At 46.8% G+C, this 21,652-nt stretch carries 12 protein-coding genes; all 12 read right to left on the bottom strand.

From position 1 onward, the window contains the following. Positions 1-3: 3 nt before the first annotated feature. Positions 4-2,277: a S8 family serine peptidase gene (locus U0358_RS03150; protein ID WP_322407024.1), complete on the bottom strand. Its 2,274-nt coding sequence runs from the start codon at positions 2,275-2,277 to the stop codon at positions 4-6. 124 nt (positions 2,278-2,401) lie between these two features. Beyond that, the gene (gene pgi / locus U0358_RS03145) at positions 2,402-3,871 is read right to left on the bottom strand and encodes a glucose-6-phosphate isomerase (RefSeq protein WP_322407023.1); all 1,470 of its coding nucleotides are present in this window, start codon (positions 3,869-3,871) and stop codon (positions 2,402-2,404) included. 19 nt (positions 3,872-3,890) lie between these two features. Next, entirely contained in the window at positions 3,891-5,795 is a 1,905-nt protein-coding gene (locus tag U0358_RS03140; RefSeq protein WP_322407457.1) for a polysaccharide biosynthesis protein, read from the bottom strand. A 45-nt stretch (positions 5,796-5,840) separates the two neighbouring features. Continuing rightward, positions 5,841-8,708 (bottom strand): YjbH domain-containing protein, encoded by a 2,868-nt coding sequence (locus U0358_RS03135; RefSeq protein WP_322407022.1) that lies wholly within the window; start codon positions 8,706-8,708, stop codon positions 5,841-5,843. A gap of 8 nt (positions 8,709-8,716) precedes the next feature. Continuing rightward, positions 8,717-9,400, bottom strand: coding sequence for a YjbF family lipoprotein (locus U0358_RS03130; protein ID WP_322407021.1), 684 nt, complete (start codon positions 9,398-9,400; stop codon positions 8,717-8,719). A gap of 140 nt (positions 9,401-9,540) precedes the next feature. After that, positions 9,541-9,849 carry a hypothetical protein gene (locus U0358_RS03125; protein WP_110013753.1) on the bottom strand — a complete coding sequence of 103 codons (309 nt, stop codon included), beginning with the start codon at positions 9,847-9,849 and terminating at the stop codon, positions 9,541-9,543. A gap of 127 nt (positions 9,850-9,976) precedes the next feature. Next, positions 9,977-12,619, bottom strand: coding sequence for an SLBB domain-containing protein (locus U0358_RS03120; RefSeq protein ID WP_322407020.1), 2,643 nt, complete (start codon positions 12,617-12,619; stop codon positions 9,977-9,979). A gap of 282 nt (positions 12,620-12,901) precedes the next feature. Continuing rightward, positions 12,902-14,053 carry a tyrosine-type recombinase/integrase gene (locus U0358_RS03115; RefSeq protein ID WP_322407018.1) on the bottom strand — a complete coding sequence of 384 codons (1,152 nt, stop codon included), beginning with the start codon at positions 14,051-14,053 and terminating at the stop codon, positions 12,902-12,904. A gap of 111 nt (positions 14,054-14,164) precedes the next feature. Further along, positions 14,165-15,409 carry a hypothetical protein gene (locus U0358_RS03110; RefSeq protein ID WP_322407017.1) on the bottom strand — a complete coding sequence of 415 codons (1,245 nt, stop codon included), beginning with the start codon at positions 15,407-15,409 and terminating at the stop codon, positions 14,165-14,167. After that, positions 15,406-18,363 carry a tyrosine-type recombinase/integrase gene (locus U0358_RS03105; RefSeq protein ID WP_322407016.1) on the bottom strand — a complete coding sequence of 986 codons (2,958 nt, stop codon included), beginning with the start codon at positions 18,361-18,363 and terminating at the stop codon, positions 15,406-15,408. The genes U0358_RS03110 and U0358_RS03105 overlap by 4 nt, the downstream gene beginning before the upstream one ends. Then, positions 18,360-20,699 carry a hypothetical protein gene (locus U0358_RS03100; RefSeq protein ID WP_322407015.1) on the bottom strand — a complete coding sequence of 780 codons (2,340 nt, stop codon included), beginning with the start codon at positions 20,697-20,699 and terminating at the stop codon, positions 18,360-18,362. The genes U0358_RS03105 and U0358_RS03100 overlap by 4 nt, the downstream gene beginning before the upstream one ends. Continuing rightward, positions 20,692-21,294: a hypothetical protein gene (locus U0358_RS03095; protein WP_322407014.1), complete on the bottom strand. Its 603-nt coding sequence runs from the start codon at positions 21,292-21,294 to the stop codon at positions 20,692-20,694. Before U0358_RS03095 ends, U0358_RS03100 begins: the two co-directional genes overlap by 8 nt. Between the last annotated feature and the right edge of the window lie 358 nt (positions 21,295-21,652).

The following is a 21,652-nucleotide window of genomic DNA, read 5'->3' as shown; positions in this document are numbered from 1 at the left end:
TTATTAATGACCAAACAGACGGACATTAACCTGATCAACAAGGCTGTTTTCCGTATTATTCAAGTACGTACCACGATCTTGACCATTCGTATCAACAACACGAATTGTCCAGGTTCCGGCAGAGGACTCGCCTAAAAACGCGTTAGTCAATAACGGGCTGCTTGGGTGATAAATATGATCCAAATCACCACCAAGTGAACCTAAGCCCAGGTATGCACCTAACGACGTACGTGAAGTTGCAATCACTGACTTAGTACCGGCAGGAGACGTGACTTCAATAGCGATATCTGAACCTGCTGTCGTACCAGGAATCATACCCATATAAGCTTCAGCCATTGCCATGTTACGCACTGACAAACCAAATTGCATACCTTCAATGGTTACGTCTTCTTCAACAGTAAGTTCAATTGAGGCACCGTCAGCATTGTTGTCTGGTACGGCAACTGGTGTGTCTAATACGGTTTCTAACCATTCAGTTTCAACTAACTCTGGTAATTCGACCGAATCAGACATCGCAAGTTCAACTGCTGCGCCTGCATCAGGACGACCAAAGCCGTATAAGTTGTTAAAGCTGAAACCAGCAGCGTTCTCGACCCAACCCTGGTGCGCAACAAAAGTGCCATCTCCAACAGTCAGTTCAATTGGAGCGTCGTCAGCATCAACCTGAGTCGCAGTCGCTGCCAGAATGTGACGAATTTCGCGCCAGTTTAAGTTCGGGTTAGCTTCCGCAATCAGGTTAACCACACCCGACGTGTTCGGTGCAGCAGACGACGTTCCGTTAAAGGTATTGGTATAGTTACAGCTTAAGTTGCTGTCGTTATACTCACCCATTGGATTATTGAACGGGTAAACACGTTCATGGAAGTTATCAATACCTAGGTCAGCAAAAAATGCACCATTGGTATCCATAAAGCTGTCATAAGCAGCCCAGCTCGCATAACCGCGAGTACAAGTTGTCTGGTCAGTCGTTACCATGGCTGGTTCTGTGTCACCATATTCACCAGCAGGTGCCGCAACCAGCAAGTTTGAGCCAGCCGTTGAATAGCTCGAGCGGCTGCCGTCGGGATTTACCGCTCCAATTGAAAGGGTATAAAAACTTGCATTACTCGAATCCCAGTTACCATCAAAACAACTGAATACACGGCTTTCACCTTCAATCACGCCTGCCTGCTGTGCATCACACATTTCAGACGCTTCCGGCCAGTTACCAGAGCTAATAAATGAGTTGCCGGCTGACTTAATGTTCAGTGCACCCAGACCATTACGTAACTCTTTAGTCGGGTAGCTAACGATAGTTTCGTCAATTTCATCGGTTGCAAAAATAACAGGAGCGGTCGAGCCGTAACTGCGGTTAAAGGTCACAACGTTATCATTAACGCCAATACCAGAGCCCGCCATACCGTGAGCCATCATCATATTCCGGTCGGTTTGGGTATTTGGCCCACCCAGATAGTTCATACCAATCAAGCTTGCGTTAGGGGAAACGCCACGCCCACCTAAACCGTTCCAGCCTTTTGCTGCAATCAAACCGGAAACCGAAGTTCCGTGATCTCCGCCGTTACCTAACACCGTTGGGTCAGTTCGGTCTCTTGCGCCATCAATAAAGTTAATTGAGCGACCTGGCAGAACGTTCATTTGTAAATCTTCATGGTCAACAGCCAAGCCCTGGTCGACTACAACTGAAATGGTGCCTTCACCGGTGATACCTTTTTGGTATGCACCAGCAACGTTTAAGTCTTCGCCCGGAACCAAAATGCTTTCGTCAAAAAAGTAAACCGCTTTCGCTTCCTCTTCAGTCCAACCCTGGGCAATACGCAGTTCACGCCATGCTTCAAATACCGAGTCGGCCATTGCAAAACCAGTTTGCCCGGTATTGCGCAAATGCCATTGTTGGTCAGCAAGAGGGTCGCCCTTAACATTTTCAACAGTTACCTGCTGAGATGTTTCTAGCTCTCCGTCACTGACAGTAATATCAATGACTGCTGGTTCTGCGCGCATTGGCGTATAGACGAAACTCCCGTCGTCGCTAATTTCTACGGTACCTGGAGGTGAATCTTCACCTTCAGGGGTTACAACGCTCGCAGAATAGGAGAGTGTATCGCCGTTAGGGTCAGTTGCGTTAACCTGCCCATGAACCGCCATCCACTGCATACCTTCCCCAGCGACTTCTGCCGAAACCGTTGGTGCGTAATTATCATCGTCACTGCCACCGCAGGCTGCTAACCCCATGACAACAGCAGCTGATAATGCCGTTAGTTTAAATTGTTTTATTGGCATTTTTACCTCGTTATTGTTGTTCCCCTTAAAGGAACGACACTATAACGAGACTGTTGTAATTTTGTAAATAAAAAAATTAACTTACTTATAACCAAAATTTAATCAAGAGATAACAATACCCACTTCACCGCATCCGCTGAATAATGGCGTCGGTACTCTCGTCAAAGGACTCGTCGCTTTCGCCGTCCAGTACGCGCAGTACGTCCATGGCAATTTTCTTGCCCTTTTCTACGCCGGGTTGGTCAAAGCTGTTCAGGCCCCAAATAACGCCCTGGGTGAACACTTTGTGCTCGTAGGCGGCTATTAAGGCGCCAAAGCTCTCGGGGGTCAGTTCGTCCATTATCAGCAGGTTAGACGGGTGCCCGCCCGGATAATGGTCACTGGGTGAATCGGCATTCTGGCTGCCTTCGCACATTAAACGCCGGTGCGCCAGACAGTTAGCTACAGCCAAACGCTGCTGCTCTGCAAGACCACTGCGGGTAGCTTCCGAAAAGCCCGGGGCTTCGCGTTTAAGCACGGTGACAAAGTCCGCAGTAAACTGATCATAACCCTGATGCAAATGCTGGAAAAAAGCGTGCTGTCCGTTCGGTCCAAAACCGCCCCAAATAATAGGGCCTGTGGGGTAATCAATGGCCTCATTCTCCGCAGTGTACTGCTTACCGTTGCTTTCCATATCCAGCTGTTGCAGATAGTTAGGCAACATACGTAAGCGACCGTCGTAAGGCAAAATGGCTAAGTTATTAATGCCCAGTTGCTCGCGGTTATACACCCCATACAAAGCCAGTAATACCGGCAAATTATCTTCCAACGGCGCGCCTAAAAAGTGCTCGTCCATGGTTTTTGCGCCTTCCAGCATGCGCTCAAAAGGTCGAATGCCAGTGGTTAACGCTATGCTCAAACCTAACGCCGACCACAACGAAAAACGCCCACCTACGCCTTCGCCAAAGGTAAACTGCTGCGCCGGTTGTATACCGTAATCCGTCATTCCCTGTACATTGGCCGACACGCCTATCACGTGGTTTGCCAGCCATTGCTCCTGAGTCAACTGAGGCTCTACCCATTTGCGCACTGTGTCCACATTAGCAAAAGTGTCTACCGTGCCAAACGACTTAGACGAAACAATAAATACGGTAGTTTCCGGGTCAACAATAGGCAACACGGCATACAGCTGGCCACCGTCCATTGAAGACACGAAATGCACCTGCAAATCGTGCACTGCGGCGTCATCCGCAAATTCTCGCAAGGCAAAAGCGCCCATCTGCGGCCCCAGATCAGAGCCACCCACGCCGATGTTCACTACGTCGGTAATGGGTTTGCCCGTGCTGCCGAGCCAACGGCCAGAACGCAGCTTTTGCACGGTATCCACAAAGCGGGTTTTGCGGTTACTTTGTTTGGCCACCGCATGCACGGAACGGCTGAGTACATGAGTTACCGGGCGATCTTCGCTTATGTTGCGGTATTCACCGCGGCACAATTGCTGGCGGTGATCATCAAAGTGTTCAGGTAGGCGTTTGCCCGCCGTTTCAAGTAACTCGTCCACTGAAAGTTTCTGATAACTGATATCTAAAGCTAAGTAAGGTCCGTTTTTTATCATTATTTCGTCCGTTTATACGTCAGGCAACATCGGTTTCATCATCGCTACAGGTGCGGTGTTTATTCCAAATAACATCACAAATCTGGTTGTCAGCTGGTGCATAGCCGGTTGGGGCGTCCAGCAATAATTGACGCAGCTCGTCTATCGCAAACCGCTGGCAGGCGTCATCCAACAGCCCCAGCAGTTTCTCCATTTCGTCCCAACTTAGCGACTGCTCATTGGCACGCAATATACGCGAGTGGTCACTGGCTTCCACATTGTCGCCAATTAACAGTTCTTCGTATAGCTTTTCACCCGGGCGCAAACCACTAAACTCTATGGCGATGTCACCATGCGGGTTCTTCTCGGTACGCTCTTCGAGGCCAGACAAGCGGATCATTTTACGAGCTAAATCGACGATTTTAACCGAGTCACCCATATCCAGCACAAACACCGAGCCGGAATGTCCCATGGTGCCAGCCTGTATCACGAGCTGCGCAGCCTCGGGTATGGTCATAAAAAAGCGGGTAATATCGGGGTGCGTTACGGTGACCGGCCCGCCGTGTTCAATTTGCTCTTTAAACAACGGCACCACGGAGCCCGACGAGCCCAATACATTACCAAAACGCACCATAGAAAAGCGCGTTTCGCCTTGGCGTTGTGCCAGCCCCTGCAATACTAATTCTGACAAGCGCTTGGTGGTACCCATGACATTAGTGGGCCGCACGGCTTTATCGGTGGAAATTAACACAAACTGCTTAACACCAGCCGAAATAGCAGCTTCCGCCGTATGCCAGGTACCAAATACATTGTTGCGCACGCCTTCAACCATGTTGTACTCAACTAAAGGCACGTGCTTATAAGCCGCCGCGTGGTATACAGTGTCCACGGTAAAAGCTTTCAGCACGGTTTCAATACGGTTACGCCGCTGTACTGTGCCTATCACCGGAATGATCTCAGCACCAATGCCCTGTTGCTGGCAAATTTGCGTTAACTCGCGCTCAATAGCGTATAAAGCAAATTCAGACAACTCATACAATACCAACGCCTTGGGTCGCTGCTTAAGTATTTGTCTGCAAAGCTCAGAGCCAATAGAGCCACCCGCCCCGGTAACCAGTACGGTTTGTCCGGTAATGTGTTTTTCCATTAACTGCGGCTCAGGGCTTACCGGATCACGACCAAGCAAATCTTCTACCCTAACGTCCTGCAGCTGGTCAATCGACAAGTCGCCGTTCACCATATCGGCCATGCCCGGCACGGTTTGCACTTTAACCGGCAGGGCTTCCAGAGCATCCAGAATTTGACGGCGACGCGAGCGCAACGTGCTGGGCAAAGCGAGTAAAATGCGTTGAACGCCAAGTTCGTGAATCGCCTTGTCAATATTCTCTGGCGGTATCACCTTTAACCCCAACACCGAGGTATTCTGTAAACCGCTGTCGTCATCCACAAACAGCACCGGGTGAAACTCATCGCCATTAGATATCGCTTGCGCCAACTGCCGTCCGGCAGAGCCCGCGCCATAAATTATGACTCGATCCTTCTGCCGACTCATTACCCGCTGATACCCTTCGCGGACCAAAAGCCGGCTGCCACCGGTCAGTAAAAAGGCAATAAGCACATAATTCACAACAGCAGACACGGGCAAAGAAATACCCATTAACAAGGCACCAACTACCAGCAGTGCGCCACTGAATATAACGGTGAAAAACACCAGGCTTAATACTTTAAAGCCAACATAACGCACTACCGCCCGGTACAAACCAAAACGAATAAAAGCAAGTAGCGTAATGCCTAAAACTACACCCCCAAGAATAATCCATTGCGACCAGCGCAACGGCATTATGGCATCAAAGCTTAATAAGTATGCTAAAATCATAGCCACAGTTATTGAGCCTATATCCATAATCAGGCCAATGCCTCGCTTAACGTTGCGAGGCAGCTGCATTAGTAGCTTAAAAAGTTTCAATGTCTACATCCTTTTCAGACTGTTTTAACGGTTATAAAACGGCGCTCTGTCGTCTGTATAATCGTACAAACGCGCTCTGCGTTGCAACTGTTGACCGCCGTTGCGAGACAGCGGCACCCAAGTAAAGCCAATACGCTCACGAGTATGTCTTACGCTCATCAGGTCAAACGGAATACTAATGAAAAAGCCTTTAGTGAAGCTCCCTTCGCCATACTCTTCAGCGGACACATCCGTAAAGGCGGCAAATGCACCGGCAATGACACCGCTGTCAAAGCGCTTCTGCATCGTCACATTAACGCCTTGGTCACCGGCCAGGAACTGGCCAACGTCGAGTTGTAATAAAGTATCTGACAACCACGGCATTTGGTAATAGGCACTAACAAACCCAGTAGTTACCTCGTAATCTAAGAAGCCACTACCGCCAGTATAGTTCCGTTGTCGTATTCGGTTAATATGCGCACCAAAAGCCCATGGGCTGTCTATGGGCCGATATAGAACCTCGGCCCCAACGCCACCAAACATGCGTTCTAAATACCCAGCATAAGCCATCGCAAACCAGTCCTCACCAAGCCGTTTATGGTAAGTAGCCTGCGCAGAGTCTAACCAAATATCATTTTTAATGTAACGTCTTACTTGAGTACGCACTTCGGGTAATTCAGACGGCCCACCACCCAGGAAGTTAAACTCGTCGTAGTTATTTGCCACGTTAAAGCCAACTTCACCAAACACTTCTAAGTTTTCCGCTAACCAACGGCGTCCAAAAGCAAAGACACCCAACTGATACGTCTGAAAGTTTTCGGGGCTGCCGAAGTCTTGTTTGAAGAAGGGTTTTAGCCCGTAACTGTTACTGAAACGATAGTCGGGGTTAAGTTTCCACTTATCACTGTCTTTAACCGGTGGCTCTTCCGGATACAAGCGCGTGAAAAGCTCCTTGGTTTCATCAACGCCCTTACCTGGCTCTTCGTTTCGAATTCGCCGTTTAAATTCTTCGGCATCAACCTGTGTATTCACACTCGGGTTAAACAGCGCCTGATCAACCATATTGTAAGTTTTTACTGACTCAGGAAGCTCTGCTGCCATAATACGCGCAGCACGGTCGAAAGCCTCATCACTGTTCCGAAAACGACGATGATACGCGTACATAGTCACTTCATCATCGGTTGCGGCAAAACGAGCGCCACTAAACACACCCTGTTTAATCATTTCGCTCCGCATAGCTATCCAGTCAACATCCTTCAGCTTATTAGCGTTTGGCTTCTGCGGCTGGGTTTTAGGCGGAGTGGTTTTCACCTGGTTTAGCTCATTAAAATTGGTGCGCAAACTAAAGTTAAACATGAGCGTATCGCCACGCTCATAACTGAGCTGTACGTCGAAGTAATCCGTGACCTGGTAGTTCGCTCCAAAGTTCCAGCGGCTGTCTGCAACAATAGGCACACCGGCACTGTCACGGCTATAGTCATTGCCTTCATACTCAGCTTTTAATGTTAAAGGTTCCCAGGGGGTTTGGTATTCAACACCACCAAACAACGCCATGGGCCCGGTAAACCACTGGTCGTATTCCAGCTCTCCCCCTTTTCCGCTAAATCCTGTTTTTCTATCGCAGTACTCGTCAGATATCTCGCAAAAAGGGTTAGACACATCATCGTACGTCCCTAAACGTCCAAAACCGACGCCTAAGCTAATATCGACTGGACCAAAACGTTTACTGCCCACAATATACTCGGCATCAAAAAGCCCCGTGCCCGCTAAGTCTCGTAAGCCCACACTCACTTCAGGTAACCAGTAACTTTCCTGCCATAAGCGGGCTTTTACATCAAAGCCTTTGTCCGTCAATATTGAGTCACCGCTAAACCCTGGAACCTGGCTGTATAGACGATTAGGGAATCGTGTATAGAATGCGGTAGCTTCAAGCCAGGGCAAGAGTTGCAAGTTGACTGTGTAGCGTCGGTACTCGTCCATATCAGAATAAGTGATTGCTAACTCACCCTCTTTCGCCATCCGCGCAGTTGGATTTTGCATTAAACCTACAGAGCCATAATTATTATAGCTAGGCGACAAATCCATACGCGACCAATGGTTTTTAGGTGTCGGTGCATCACTCAGTGTATATAAAGGCGTATTCGTTTTACTTCTGACAGACTCATCCGCAACAAAATGCGTTAAAAGCCCCCTAATATTACTGTTTAAATTCTTAAACTTGGGCGGCAACTGGTTTTGCTCAAAACCCAACCATAAAATATTGCCCGGTAAAAGCTCTGTATCATCCTGTTTGAAGTAACCCCAGTTACTCTCAATTTCACCCGCAACCGACACTTTTACAGCTTTAGTTTTATTATAAGCGGCCAGTAATTGAGCTTCGTCTTCAATGCTCTTTATCCAATGAGCCACAGTTTTCCCTGAGTGAAACTCATATCGTCCCGGCTCAGAAAACAGACCATAGGCATAAACAAAATTTGGTCTACTGCTTACTACCAACTCGTAACGACCTTTCGGCAGCAACGGGTTATCAGCTAGCTTCTGACGCGCGCCCTCGATACTTACTTCGCCTACCAGTTGCTTGCCTAAGCGCCAAGCTTTTATCTGACGAGCCACTATAGCGGCGGCACCGGCTTTATTCGTTTCTCTGCGGTTACGCCAATAGTTTTCCAACTCGGCTAACTCTGCCAGTACTTTGCGCTTTTTCTCGTCTACCGCTTTTTGTTCATCAACCTTGACCAAACGCGCTGTTGGCCAATAGATGTTTTCTAACTCGCCCCGCTCTTCCAATGCTGATAAGGCCTGCTGCAGGCGCACCGGTCCGTCAAACGCAATTTTCTGAGTGTCGCCGGTTGCCGGAAAAGCAGTGACTAAAAACGCGGCTAACAGGAGGGGAAGTAACAATGTTTTTTTCATGAACGGACTCATTTCGCTGCTTTATTAGAATAATCACGACCTATCCAGGTCACTTGAGTTAAGGTAAGAGAAGTTTCACCGGGAAATAGCTGTTGCTCACTTTTTACCACATGCCCGTCGCTTTCAATCCAAAAACGATTCGTGAAGGTTTCACCGCTCAGCTCAAAGCGACCTTTCTCTTGCACTAAAGTGGCGTTCACTTTGCCAAAAGGCATTTCCAGAGTTTGCTCTTCCACAACCGAAAACTGAGATACAACAGTGCGGCTAAATGTTCGTTCCTGCATTTGGTAGTCGTAGTTACGCTGCCAGCGGCTCTCGCAATCATTAGGTTGATTTACAATGCATTGCAACGGATCTTGCTCTAAATTTGAAGCGGCTAGTAAGTCACGGTTTAAATTCTGCGTTCGAACAATCCGACCATTACGTATAACTAACGTCTCTTTCTCCGCTGTAATAAAGTGCCTGTCGTTCGGCTTATCTATAAAACCCAGCACTATTAAAGTGCGTGGCTTTTCTTCCCACTGTGCGTAAAGCGAGGTATAAGGAAAGTTTTCAATTTCTTCAGAAGAAAGCTCAGCGTCCTGCTGTGTTTTAAAAGCGTATTCAACCGTTTCGCGAACCTCGTCGGTAACGGCGGTGCATCCGTAGGTAACAACCCCAAGCAAAGCGAGCAGGCAATAGCGAATTAACATGAACGAGTCTCTTATTCAGCTTAAGTCAAAAGTAAAGTTCACCGGACAAAAAAATACCGCCCTACGGCGGTATTTTATCACAGTTTCTTTTCAGTAAGTTCAGCGAAGCGCTTCACCAACTTACACTAAACCGCAAACAATTACTGAACAGGAACAGTAATTGTGTAAGTATTTGTACCAGTACCAGTAACGGTTACTGTTGTACCTGGCTCTTCTGGGTTTTCAGGATCTTCGTCATCAATAATTGAATTAGAAGAGCTGTCAGAAACCGCTGCCACAGTTGCTGCCCCTGCAACACCTGCAAAAACTAATGCCTGAGTAGACAAACCACCAATACCGGCAGTTGAAGCAGATGCGCCGGCTGCACCGGTCGAACCTTCTTGCTGTGCCATTGCTGGTGCGGTCGCTAAACCTAACGCAGCAATAACTGATAATGCTAAAGTTTTCATAATATTCACCTCACTCCAGAGATATAGATACATGTATCGCTGTGACTGAAAACATTCCAGTTAACAGCAACCTTTATACTATGCCTATGCACCTTAAAATGCAAATAGCATCCATACGAATTTACAGTCAAAGTCCGTTTATTGCCGCAATCGCTATAGCTGAATTATAAACAATGCCGGTCACCTGTGACCACAACTCTAAATTCTCAGTGTAGGTTGTATCCATAGGCACAATGATGGTGTCACCCGGCGCTAATTGGCTATTACTGCTAAAGCTAAACCAGCTGCTACCACTCTCATAAGGTTCAATGGCACCGTTCGCTTTAACAATATAAATACGTTCTTCGTCGGCTTTTTCTTTCGTTCCGCCGCTGCGTTCAATGTATTCACCCACACTCACTTCAGGATCAAAGCGGTAAGAGGTTGTCATCTGCACTTCACCCATAATGCTAACCGAGTCAGTTTTAGAGGGCACATGCAATGTATCCCCGTCTTTTAACTGGACATCGTTGGCACCGTTGCTACTGAGTAACTTGGGTAAATCCATAATCAGCCGGCCAACCGGTTTGGCATTAAGCAAGTCAGATAAAAGCGTTCGCATTTCACTGTAAGACACACGGCTGTCGCCTGTCCCGGTCATCATGTTACCGGCAATTTCCCTTTGCAGTTCCTGTGCCAGCATGCGCTTACGCTCTTGTTCTCGGGCTTTCAGCTCTTCGCGAGTGAATACTGCACCCTCTATAAAGGCATGCTCGGTAAAACCACCCGCACGCTCTACTAACTGAGTCAGAGTTTCTCCGCGCTTAATAGCATAAGTGCCCGGAAAGCGAACTTCTCCACGCAACCTCACTTCATAGGTATTTTGCCACTCGGGAATACTCAATACGTTCAAGCGGTCGCGCCCCTGAATAGGAATGTCAACGTCCCCACTAAGTACGTCGTCTAACGACAACGTTAAATACTCAGTCTCACCAGAGCTCTCCCCATATTTAAAGCGGGTAATTTCGGCTCGTTCTAAATAGGCGGAATCTTTTACGCCGCCGGCGGCGTCTACTAAGCGGCTTGCGGTGGCGTTTTCAACTAAGGGGTAAACCCCGGGGTGGTTAACCTCTCCGGCAATATAAACCAATGGCGCGGAGCCGGCCTTAGAGCGTTCCTGCCGTATTCGCAACATTATCGGTTCAAGCAAGTTTTCACGGGAGTAAGGCGCTAATTTGTCCTTAGCAATAGTTACGTCGCCTCTGTCCGGTGTTCCAAAGAGCCTGGTAGCGTCAGCAAGTTCCTGTGTTGCCAGCTTCTGAACCTTGACTCCTTTGTCTTTAACTAAATCCCGTAAAAAGGCCTGACGATATTCACTCAACAATTCCTCGCGTTCTTCTGCTTCGCGTTCTTGTTTTGTCAGTGTATAGCGCGACAGTTGTTGCTCTTCTTCCGCCTTAGTTTGGTAGCGGCTGAAAATAACCAGCTGGTCACGTTCCTGCAGCAACAAGTTCTCACCCTCAATGCCGCTAATAGCTTCAGCAACGTTAAACTGATACAAGCTTAGCTCACGTTTGGACCCGGTTTCACGCAGAATTAAGCCGTAGCGCAAGTCAGCTTGCTCTAATAAGTCGTGGCGACTGCTACGAAGCACATCATTAATACGAAGGTCCGGTTTCCATTCGTAATGCCCCGGCCGCGTTACAGCACCTACCAGCAATAAACTGTTTTCAAGTGACTCAGAAACCTGGCGCAACGTCAGCACGTCACCGCCTTTTAGCGCTTCACTTAGTTGAGTGTCTGAAGTTAAATCAACGGTACTGATCAACCGCTTGCCGTTTACAATTCGCTCAAGCTGAGCGGCCGCTAAGTAGGCGTCGTCTTCGCTGCCACCAGCAAAGCGGAGCGCGTCCCTTAGCGTTTCATCGCCTTTTAATTCATACAACGCAGGGCGTTTTACCTGGCCTTTAACGGTAACCATGTCACCTCGGGCCGGAATAAACACCACATCACCACTTTGCAGCATTTTGTCGTCAGAAGTATCGCCCTCTAACAGCAAGTCGTATAAATCGAATTCAGTAACCACCTTTCCCGCACGCATTAAACGAACAGAACGTAGTGAAGCAATGTCGGAAACACCACCGGCAACATAAAGCGCCTGACTAATGGTCGATAAGGAACTGACCGTGTACGAACCCGGTTTATAAGCCTCACCAGCAATAAATATTTGAATAGAGCGCAACTCACCCATAGAAACCGCAGCATTAAAGCCAATTAAGCGCTGCTTTACCTGGTTTTGAATCATGTCCTGCATTAAGGTATAAGTTAAACCTGCAACGGTTAACTCGCCTAAATCGGGAATAACCACTTTGCCTTCGCGGTCTATAGTCAAATCGTAACTGCGGTTTTCCTTACCAAAAAGCTGTACTTTTATGGTATCGCCCACACCCATGATGTAATTGGAAGGAACCGGCGCATAAGAAGTAGGCGAAAAGCTTTTCGGCTCTCCTGCAAATAATTCGTAACCAAAAGGCTTTAATTCATCGGCTTCACGCGAGAACTGGCTTTCTAAATCGTCAGGAATCACCGGATTACCGCTTTCATCAAAACTGGTACCACGAGGAAACACCACATTGTTCTGCTGCTTTTTCTGGCTATCGTTAGATGAACTAGACGAATTGCCACTTAAGCTGTCAAGCATGCTAACATCAACACCATACTGACGTGCCAAAGCTTCTTGCTGGGCCCGGGGGAGCTTTTTAAATTGCTCTATTTGGCTCTGACTTGGCATAGACTGCGCGCTAGCCGAATTCATTACTCCAAAAGTTGAAGCAACCAATAGCAGCACCGCACAGTATAATGCCGAACCAGACAAGAAAGATTTCAACGAGACCAAAGTATTTCCCCTTTATGCGTTTTCTAAACACTTCAATAATCGCAGCATTTTATAAGTTAACTAACAAAAAAGCTACGGTAGTCTTTCACAATAAGACGCTAAAGCTTGTCCTCCAAAGACGATAGAGTTACCGGTCGCAACTCTGTTACATATTGTGTTTCACAGCCCCCTTAATATTCATTGCATTAACCGCTCAAAGGCACTCCCATCATTCCGTACCGCATCCACCACGTAAGGCGCATAGACATCATAAAGCATGCGAGTTGAGCTGTGCCCTAACAGTCTGGAAACAAATAGCGGATTTTCATGAGCCGCCAGATGCAATACGGCGGCTGTATGCCTGGTAACATAGGGCGTCCGTGGAGCAATGCCTATTTTCTCAAGTGTGGGGTACCATACTTTATTGGACACTTCATACATGGTTACTGGCTTGCCTCCTTGGGAATTAAAAACAAAAGTTCCTTTTGGGACTCTACTATTCATTGTTCGTTTAAGAGCCGCGGCAACCGTTGGCGTCATTACAATGTCTCGGCGGGACTTTGGTGTTTTTACGTCGGTTAGCCGGCCTCGCACATAATTAAACCGAATGTGGATCAACTGATGCTCAAAATCGATATTTTCCAGCTGTAATCCATGGATTTCACAGCTTCGCATTCCTGTATGAAAACGAACTAAAAAGTAGTCGTGCCAATTTCTCGGCACTGCGCTCAGAAACGACTTCACTTGTTGTTGGGTCATGGGCCGCGGATCGCTTGGCTCTTCTCTCAGCGGCTTAAGCTTTTTTAGCGGATACTCGAAGTCCCACTCTTCGGATGCCAGATAGAGTAAACTGATCAGTGGGACAAGAATGATATTTATTCGTTTATTAGACAAACATCGACCACCTTCATTATTAACACGCTCACACAACTTACTTCTAAACCGCTGTACTTGAGCTAACGTAATATCATTGACAATGGTGTTACCGAATGTCGGTAAAAGATAGCGGGATAACGTCGACTCCAAGCTTTCACAGTAACTGACTTTCCACTCGTGACGCTTTCGCTCGAACCACTGCTGCGCGTAATCAGAAAATAATGGTGCCACCTGATCGGGTTGTTTTGCGCGTCTCAGTCGTGCGTATTTTTCTAACTTCTTTGACTCAGGAAAGTGCTCTGTATAATCAAAAACTCCCAAGGCCAACTCCGCATTCATCTGTTTTACGTGCTTTTCCAGCTTTTTCTGATTCGCAGGCGTTGCGAGCAGTCGTGATGACTCTCTAAATCGCGTGCCAAAGCAGCAAATATCATATTCGAGAATATTGTCATGGCGTGTGCGCAAGTGAATCATGGCCAGGCTTCCTTCATATATCAGTTAATACTGTATAAATATACAGCATTTTAAGGGAAGGTCAAATTTCGAACAAAGCCTTATGGAACCATTGAGCACATAGATTGTTTCTTAGTTGAGCTTATTAAGGGAATCGATCAGTCGAGCATCTAACAACACAATGCTTTTTGATTGCTTCGATGAGAACTCTACCATGAGCGCTTCTTTTTCTTTCTCAAAGGTCATTAACAGATCCTCGTCGGCAAATAATTCGGTTGCTCGAAACATCAACGCGCGACTGACCTCTATCGTTTTATGAGTAAATGCGGCGGCATCATCAACTTTCAATGCGACCCGGTGAGCCGCATAACGAGATTTGTTTGCTAACGATACTTCCAGTACCCTCTCTCCGGTTAACTTCAAATTCAGTGGGTACTTTTGAGAAGCAACATCAATTTCTTTTAAGGCATGAATTAACTTGTTCGCCATTACCACGATCTTACCGTCTTGCTTTGAAAGCCTCAGCGGCGTTAATTTCTTATCTGCCCCCCCCAAATCAATCCTAAACTTCATTGAGTATGAATAGACAACAATCTGCGAGCGAGAGAAGCTAATACCACTATTTCTCTGGCGGGCAACAATCGATAGCGCATGATCCAGAAGGCCTAGTTTATCCCGCCTCAGCGTGAGCCGGAGTGGTTCTTTATTGACATTGTCGTGCGACTCAGCGGCAAATGCGCGTGCGAAAACCTGAAACCCTTCTCCTTTGACGAGCAACGCTACCCCTTGCGGAAACAAGGATATGTTTCCTACCGCAGAATTACCGCCGGTAGAATGGCGCGTTAATTTTAACGTTCGTTCGAACAACATAATGTCTTTGTGCTCAATCTGATAAGAGAACTGATATTCGTCTCTCATCGCGACTGCTTCCATCCGCTCGTTACGCTCAATCACCTGAACGTTCATACGATAAACGGCCTGCTCACTATGCATGGTTTCATCTTCAAAAAGCCCCCGTTGCATGAGCGTTTCTGACAAATTAGTTGCACCAGAGAGCACCAGCTGCTCATTTTCTAAGTCAACCTCGAGCTCTAGATACGGTAGCTTCTTTAGCTGTGCGCTAAAGCGCTGTATGGCTGCCAAATCGATTTTAAGTAATGCGCTCTTTGCTTCCTCTTTGTGAAGAAGTGTGCGCTTAACTTCAGAAAAGCCTTTTTCCAATCCCTTAGGGGTTGCGATAATTAGACAATCGTCCTCAATGTCGACTTCCATGACAGACGAATAGTCGACGTCAACATTGTTTCTCGTTTTTTCAGAGAGCTTCATCATAAGCTCTATTGATTGCACTAAGTTATCGTTGTTTATCGTTAACTTCATTTCTTCGTCTCATCATCAACGTTTCGAAATACAGTATAAAGCTCCAATGAGCACAAGATACTCTGTAACTTGTCCCAGAGCGGCCAGCGTAAGCGGTAAGGTTTTATCCGCATTTCAACTTGTAACGTCTCCTTATTTTGCTCTATTTCTTTGATCCTAACTTGATGGTCAGCTCTCTCAATAAGTGACCTCCACGAGCCATCATCACAATTTAGCTCCATAATGCAATCACCTAAGCCCAAGATTCTTAATGCACGAAGTGTCTGCTCGGCATCGCGCTTATTGCTGACCGTCTCGTTTTCTAAACACCTTTTCAACGTGCTGATAGCATTTTGTTCGACCGACAGCCAACGCTGCGTTGTCATCCTCTCTTGAAAACGGATCCAGGTCGGAAAAGCTCTCGGTGATAACTCATGTAAAAAACGTAGGTTGGGGAGCTCAGTTAATCCATCAAAATAGCGTTGTAAGTGCTTACTTATGGATAAATCACTTGAGGGACGATATTGGTAATCATAGAGCGCATCAATGAAGTCACTGAACGTAATAACCGTATCTACCGTTTCAACTGGCTGTTGCACCTGCGTCTTGAATTTTCTCGCATCTACCAAGCCAAAAGCCGCTGTTTTGAATAGCGCTTTTTCTGCGTTGTTACTCGTAAACACGCGCTTGATCGTCTCGAAGCGCGCGTTCGTCCGCGGCAACAAATTAAGCAATACTTTCTTATCCGTCGATGAGGTGCGCATAGAGCTTAATTCAAATGCCACTAGCTCAAAAAAATGAAGGTAGCTTGCCGCTGAGGTCCCTGGCGTCGCGTGACCTAAGGCCATCGCTAAAAAATCAAGGATTGGAAAATAACTATTAAGCGCTCGCCCTTCCGCTAACAAAGCCTGCTTTATGCGCTCTAACTGCTTAGAAGACAGAAGTTCGTGCCGTTCTTTGGTTAGACTTCCACCTGAATTCTGTTGTGTCAAAAAATATCGACCAATGGCAGCCGGGATCGACGGAAACGCACCTTGCGCTAAAACAAGCAGTAAATTATTAGCTGCGCAATGACGCAGCGAATGTACAACGAGATCAGGAATTTGAGTTTGCTTCCGCAAAAGCTCCATAAACTCACGCTCATGCACTTGCACAGCTTGCGCATCAAAAAGCCGTTCATGGATTTTAGAGCGCGTCTCAACGTAATTCAAAAGCGACAGATACAACGAGTTTGGCAGTAACGCCAGAGGCAATTTACGTGGCGCATTGGCCGTTTTTCGACCCGCAAATTTTGTGACATAAAGCACATCGCTCTCGACATTGATATCATCAACTGCGAGCAATAACGCTTCGTTGCGTCTTAATCCAGCGTAATAGCAAAGTTGCATCATTAAAGCAGTTTGTTCACGCGCGCTTGAGCGCATCGCAAGAAACGCATGACAAGTCGAGTCGAATAGTTGCGCTGGAATGAAGTGCGCTCTGACACTCTCTATCGTTACACCAGCAAGCTCAAGCTCATCAAAGTCATACAATCGAAGCTCTGATATTTCATGAACATACTGCAAAAATCGCAGCACCGTGCTTTGCTTATCAGCGGCTTCAAGATCACAGATTGCATCACCAAGAATGTGCGTGAGCTCATAGAGCGCATCAATACTCGACTGCGCGTCAGCTAACGATGTTTCTTCGCTCAATGTGTCAACCAAAAACACAGTAAGCGTCGACAGATAGCTTCGTATCGAGCTTGCTTTTAGTTTCTTTTTGCTCGCGCTGCCTTGGAGGAACAGATCCGCGCAATGCAGCGCTAATAGTTGTGCTAATACTGATGGTGCCTGCTCGCCGCCCTCACCCAACGCGTTAGAAAGCAGTTGCTCTATCGCAGAGCGCGCACTCTTGAACACTTTTTCGCTTCTGCCAGGTGTGTACATTTGCACTTCATACGTCCATAAAATGCGACGCAGTGCATCAATCAACTGTCGATCGACATTCTCGGCGCGGTGCTCAGGCGAAAACGCAAGTCTAATCCCAGGATCAGCACTCAACTTTTTTTTGCCGGACGCATTCGCTATCAACGCCGCAATCGCTGTCTTGCGTTGTCGTTTACGACTGACATGATGCGTTTGAGCCTCGATTTCCTCCTCATTAATTTGACCTGATAGCGCCAATATCAACGACTCGTCAGACAATACTGTGGTCACCGTTGATAGCGATATTGCAGCAAGCGGTGTTGTCTGAAAGTTAAGTGCCAATAACGCATCATCAACCGACAGCGCGGTAGACGCCATCGCCGGCTCTGTCGCTCTTATCTTCTGCCACCAATGCTCAAATGCCTTGTTTAAAAGTTGCTTTTTTGAAGCCTTAATCGACTGCGCTTGGCGTAGGTGCAACAAACTTTCTGCGTCTAACCATACCCGCTGACGTCGCGGCGCTTCTATGAGTACTGATGCTCTGTTTAAATCGCTGAAGCACAATAAATCGCTCTGCTTAGCCTCAAGCACCGACACTAACGTTTTGCTATCGCTGATGTGCGATCGCTTTGCAATTGATAAGGCGTGTAACAAATAACGCTGAGTGTCACTGCATTGGTGAAACGATGATGAGGCGATTGTGTCTTCAAGCTCTCGCTCAAGCAATGATTGGAGCAAAAAGGTAGGGTTATGCTCGTTAATGATCGTTTCTCGTTGCTTCAAAGGTCGAAATTCGACAGGCTGAGTTAACGTCTGATGTTCGCTTTTAAAGCGATAAAGCGCACGCATACTCAGCCACAGCGCTTCAAGCAACTCGTTTGTATTGGCATATTGATAAACACTCAGCGCTCGGCGCTGTAGATAATTTTCTGCAACCTGAGTATCTGCGCTAAGCGCATCGCGGCAATGCTTATTTAATACCGCAGAAACAACGTCGAGTTCGTTCCGCACCAGCTTATGCGAGCTGCTTAGCGCACTGGCGATATTTGTTTGAGTAAAATCGCTCATAACACACTTCCCAAACGATTTATTAGATCGAGAACGCATGCATCGTTTGCTGTTATTTGTTCACCGTCCAGTTGCATACGCTTCCTTTGCTGAGCGGTGATATGGTGGATATCAAACAGGCTGTAATTCGACAACAAACCGGCGCCAGAGCGCGAGTGATTCATAAAGCCGTTGAGCGCCGTTTGAGAAAAGTCATTAAGCGATGCATTAAGAAACGCGTTCGCCGCGACATGGCGAAATGCCTGGCTGGATACCTCATCATAAATAAGCGTTTTAATTTGTGCATCAACGCGCGTTTTTGACAAATGCTCCCAGCGAAATGTGCCAGTCTCGTCAACAGACAATAACATCACTAAAGCCGGTGGCCGCTTGATCGCTAAACGGGCAGACAGTTCGTCGCACAATCTACTGGTTGCACAAAGTAGCTGACACAATGCGTCGTTTAGTACAATAAGACGCCGCTCGTCTTTATGATGAACGCGTTTATCCCGAACGCTTAATAACCCTTTTCTTTTGTCAAAGTGATGGTGTGCCGGAAAGGGCTTTAATACCGGTCTTAGCGCCACATTTGTCGCGATACGCATATAGCAATAAAGCGCGACATTATTGAATGCGTCAACAATCGCTCTATCATCAATTTGCTGTGACAGTGTGTTGATTAACTGCTCGTATAAAAGCGTTAACGCGTCATCTTTTATAGAGCGAACCGATCCTTGACGCTCATTATCCGCAAAGTCAGAAAAGCGTGAGTTTGATTTATTTTCGTGTGTATCCTTTTCAGCAACACGTATACCGACGTTACCGACAAAATTGTCCCAGGCGGTTAAGAGCGTTGTCTCGAGCTCCTTATTCGTCACATTGATATAGTGACTCTGCACAGTACTCTGATTTTTTAAAAAGTTAAGAAACGTTTCGGGTGTTTGCTCTCGTGCGAACTGAAAAAATATTGTTTCAAGTGCGCGTCGTGTGACGCCTCTTTTTTTCAATCCAGTTTCATTAAGTGCATGATTAATAAAACGGCGATAATCTTTTTCATCGACAGGCAGTACTTGACTGAGCGCAGCGTCATTACGCTCCGTCGAGTTGCTTTTGTTGCGTAAAACAATATTCAAAAGGCTGCCGATGGGGCGCGGCAACGTTAGCTTTAAGCTCTTCCGACTCTCTTCATATAAATAATCAGCATCAGGGAGGCTTGTATCAATGAGCGTGGCAGGCAATATCAGCTGCGCAAATATATGCTTTCGCGCTCTGTCGAAATCGTAACGCAGCACCTTCATGTCATGCGCATCAGCACGTTTTCTACTCGAGCTTCTCGCGCTCACGTTTTGCAAATAAAACGCATCGACATCCGATAACGTCAGAATTTTGAGCATCAAACGCAAAAGAATACTTGCTAATTTCGCATCGACGTCTTCCAGTTCACCGGAAACAAAACTTTGACTGATGTATTCTAGCGCTGTGCGCAGCTCGCCAACCGTTGCGCTCGGAAACGAGAAAGGAAGTGCTAACTCATGCTTTCTCAACGCATTGCTGATAGTGGACTGTTGAGCCTTATAAGCCCGTTTTCGTTGTGATTGCGTGCGCTCAAGATGCGGTGTCACTTGAGTAAAGCAACCAATTTCCTCACCCGCTTGGTTTGTTGTTTGCACCAAAGCAATATCAGCTCCGTCAACACGGTCTTCTGCGAGGGTGTGCCTGTTTGCCGTATCAATGATGCTATTCTTACGAAGCGTGGCTAAATCGACTCGTCGCTGCTGTGGCGGCTGAAAATAGCGCGCTGCTTTGTCTAACCTTTTATTGCCGTTTTTAAACGCGACTCCCAGCAGCTCGTGTCGCACTTCTGATAACGTGCTATCAAGCGCAAATTGTATCGAGATACCCTGCGCTTTTAATTCATCAAAACGACAGCATTCAGACGAGTCGACTTTTAAAAACGCATTATAAAACTGCAAGCAAGATGCGTAGTCGTTAAAGCCGCGCGCACTGCATAGGTGCGCGAGTAAGACGTAAAGAAGGTGTGTGTCTTGTGTCTCAGTGTATTGCTGAGACACATCAGGCAATAACGACACGGTCGAGAAAAATGGGTGCTCCTGCAACTGTGAATGCAAGTCTTTGCGCTTAACGCGTTGCTTTACAACGCTCGTTTGTTTCTCTGCTTCGAGTCGCTCAATAAATGCGCGATAACGATTCATCTGGTATGCGCTTAAACTTAAATTGACGTCGATAAAATAGCGACAGAAGATGCTTAGTTTGCCGGCATGCTCAACGATGCGCTCGGGTGGGTAGTGAAAGTGCGCAATCATTTCATCAAGCAAGCTATCGCCAACACTACTCATCGTCAAACAACTCACTGCCAAAAGTTTCGCTTGCCTCAAGTGTGTTTTTTAAACTTGCTCGCGGCGGCCTCGCCTGATTTTTCGATACCGACAGTTTTCCACCTTGGAATCGCATCTTTTTGATTGCTGACGTTATCTTGTCAGTGCTTCCTCCAATTACACAGGACCAACGGTTAAGGCGGAGTAAGGCCGCTACTTTAAATTGTTTAACTCCAAACTTCTGATGAGCATAAAGTTCGAATGAATTTGTGACACTTAGATGTTGCGTGATCGTGCTATCAATCAGCACTGCGTGAAATTCGTGCTCGTCATCAAAGTTGATGACCGCAAATGTCAGCTTTAAGTCATGAAAACGCAGGCTGAGTTGGCGAAGTAACAATGCTTCATCGAGCGCAATATATCTCGTACCTAGTCTCGCGACTCGCACGCAATGCAGCGAGTTACAAATGCGCTCTAGCAAATCTCGCTCAACAATTTCGTCAATAAAGCGATTAACGCGCGCGACCGCTTCTAAATTAAATTTTCGTACGTCAAAAGTTATCTCACTCAATTTCAAACGTTTTTGTCTCATAGCAACCGTTTTTTTAAACTGCATTTGCAACGAGCTTATCGCTTTTTTGAGCTTTTTGAAGTCCGTAGGTCTGGCTAAATTAGCCGACCTAGTCCCGGCTTTCGAAAACGGTATCGTGCAGCGTATATAACAAAATATTTTTTATGAAAGTCGATGGTAAGCGCTCACTTTTAACACCTCCCCTAATTTTATAAGGGTTATTTAAAATTATTGCTTTTTTAAATGATTACTTAGACTGACTCTCCGAAAGTAACATTTTGTTACAAACTTCTTCGAAAAAAGTTTTTCTACGCTCAAATACCGTCAGGATTTGTCCATAGAACGCCATTGATCTGTAAGAAAGTAACTCCAACCACACAACCGGCCAAAATAATTGCCTCAG

This window comes from Idiomarina sp. PL1-037, assembly GCF_034422975.1.
GTDB lineage: Bacteria > Pseudomonadota > Gammaproteobacteria > Enterobacterales > Alteromonadaceae > Idiomarina.
Note: the sequence above shows the minus strand (reverse complement) of the source record. Positions and strands in the feature narration are given on the sequence as shown.